Origin of the sequence: Geminicoccus sp., from assembly GCF_036263595.1 — a bacterium.
In the GTDB taxonomy this organism is placed as follows: Bacteria; Pseudomonadota; Alphaproteobacteria; order Geminicoccales; family Geminicoccaceae; genus Geminicoccus.
In genome coordinates, this window is record NZ_DATAGQ010000170.1 from 1 (window position 1) to 2171 (window position 2171).

The following is a 2171-nucleotide window of genomic DNA, read 5'->3' on the forward strand; positions in this document are numbered from 1 at the left end:
CGGTGCCCGGACCTCGTGTTCGTGCGGCCGCGCTTCGACGCCTACAAGGAGGTGAGCGGGCAGATCCGCACGATCTTTCGTGGGTTTACCGATCTGGTGGAGCCTCTTTCCCTCGACGAGGCCTATCTGGACGTCACCGACCCGCTGACGGGACCGATGGCGGCGGTCGACATCGCCCGGCTGATCAAGACCATGATCCGCGACGAGACCGCCCTCACCGCCTCGGCCGGCGTGTCGTTCAACAAGTTCCTGGCCAAGACCGCATCGGGAATGAACAAGCCGGACGGCCTGACCGTGGTGGGGCTGGCGGATGCCCGAGCACTCCTGGGCGCGCTGCCGGTCGAGGACTTCCACGGCGTCGGACCCAGGACCGCGGCCAAGCTCCGGGCGGTCGGCATCCTGTCGGGCAGGGATCTGGCGCAGGCGTCGGATGCCTGGCTGCTGCGGACCTTCGGCAAGGGCGGCGCCTGGCTGGCGCGGATCGCCCGTGGCGAGGACGACCGTCCTGTCGAGCCGGACCGCCCCCGTCGCTCGGTCTCGGTGGAGCAGACCTTCCCGCGCGACGTGAGCGGCCGCGAGGCCCTGCTGGCGATCCTGCGGGAGCTGGTGGTTGATCTAAACCAAAGGTTGACGGCGACCGGTTTCCGTGGCCGCTCGGTGATCCTCAAGATCCGCTCAGCCGACTTCGTCACCAGGACCCGGACCGTCACACCCAGACCTTTTCCCCAGGGTGTCGAAAACCTGTGGAAAATTGCCGTGGGTCTGCTGGATCGACCCGAGCCTCCACGGGGCCGGATCCGGCTTTTGGGCCTGGGTGTGAACGATGGCGGCGAAGAGGCGGACCGTCGGCAGTTCGACCTGTTCTCGACCGGAAAAGGGTCTTCTCCTCAAGGATAGGCACAGCTCTGGAGGGAGGCTTCCACCAGGCCACGTTTCTCCGATGACGCGAACGCAAGACGATATTCCCTATCGTTCGCGACCATCGAATAGCCGGCCGGCAGGGTGTCCTTGATCAGCTCGATGTCCCCGCCGATGTGCAGGATCCTGATCTCCACGGGCTGCGCCGGATCGAACCAGGATTGAGGAACGCCGTCCTTGTTCGCCGCAGCGACGGCCGTGCCGCTGATCGTGATCCGGTTGTCCAGGAAGGACACTGTCTGCAGCGGCGTGACGTCGTCGGGCAGGCGCGGCGCAAATCGCCGCTTCTCGATGGCCGGATCACAACGCCGCTGGTGCGCGGCCTCGATCAGGAACCGCAGCCGCTCGGCCGGCACGCCCTCGCCCAGCTTCGCCCGCGCGAGTTCGACGATCCCGCTCAGCTCGCCCTGCGGCAGCCGGGCCTGCAGGGCCGCGATCTCCGCCCGCGCACGCTCGCCTGCCTCGGCAGCCTGCTGCTCGGCCTGGGCCCGCAGAAGGTTCGTCTGGTGGATGAGATCTTCCATCTGCCCGACCTGCCGCTGGAGCGCGTCGACCCTCGCCGCCTGCTCGAAGCCGCCTACTTCCCGCCCGAACCAGAACGCCCCTGCAAGCATGGTCAGCGCCAGCAACGGCAGCAGGATCCAGCGCCAGGCGGCTCTGCGTCGCCTGGCGCGCACGGCGGAATTGCTCCTCATGGCGAGCCTGGCTTCTGTTCAGTCGCCATCCTGCAGCCAGTCCGCGGCGGCGATCGGCGCCTTCCTTCCGTCCTCCAGCACCGGGTCGCGCCGGGCCTGCAGGAGCTGCAGCACCGCAGCCGCCGTCTCCTCGACGGATCGGCGGGTCACGTCGATCTCCGGCCAGCCGAACTTGGCGAACATCCGCCGGGCCATCACCAGTTCCTCGCGCACCCGGTCGCTCTCGGCATAGTCGCCACCATAAGGGCTGCCTTCGTCGCCCACGCCCATGTGCTTTTGGCGGTTGCGGCGGATCGACGTCAGATGGTCGGCATTGATGGTGAGGCCGACGATGAGCGGGCGTTTGAGCTGCTCCAGGTATTTCAGCTGCGGCATGTCCGGGACGATCGGGACATTGGCTGCCTTGATGCCGCGGTTCGCCAGGTAGACGCAGGTGGGGGTCTTGGAGGTCCGGGACACGCCGACCAGCACGACGTCGGCATCCTCGAGCTTCTCGGGTGCCTGGCCGTCATCGTGACGCATCGCGAAATCCATCGCGGCGATGCGCGAGAAGTAGCC

At 67.5% G+C, this 2171-nt stretch carries 3 protein-coding genes; 1 reads left to right on the top strand and 2 read right to left on the bottom strand.

All coding sequences use genetic code 11. The features are described 5' to 3' along the window. The coding region (gene dinB, locus VHL31_RS18390; protein ID WP_329662700.1) for a DNA polymerase IV at window positions 1–897 on the top strand (897 nt) is incomplete at its 5' end. On the opposite strand, the gene VHL31_RS18395 is transcribed toward dinB, so the two are convergent. Together VHL31_RS18395 and VHL31_RS18400 are read right to left on the bottom strand one after the other, a co-directional pair. Further along, complete coding sequence (locus VHL31_RS18395; RefSeq protein WP_329662701.1) at window positions 888–1613, bottom strand: hypothetical protein; 726 nt, start codon at window positions 1611–1613, stop codon at window positions 888–890. The two genes, dinB and VHL31_RS18395, sit on opposite strands and share 10 nt — an antisense overlap. 18 nt (window positions 1614–1631) lie before the next feature. Next, the coding region (locus VHL31_RS18400) for a pyruvate, water dikinase regulatory protein (protein WP_329662702.1) at window positions 1632–2171 on the bottom strand (540 nt) is incomplete at its 5' end.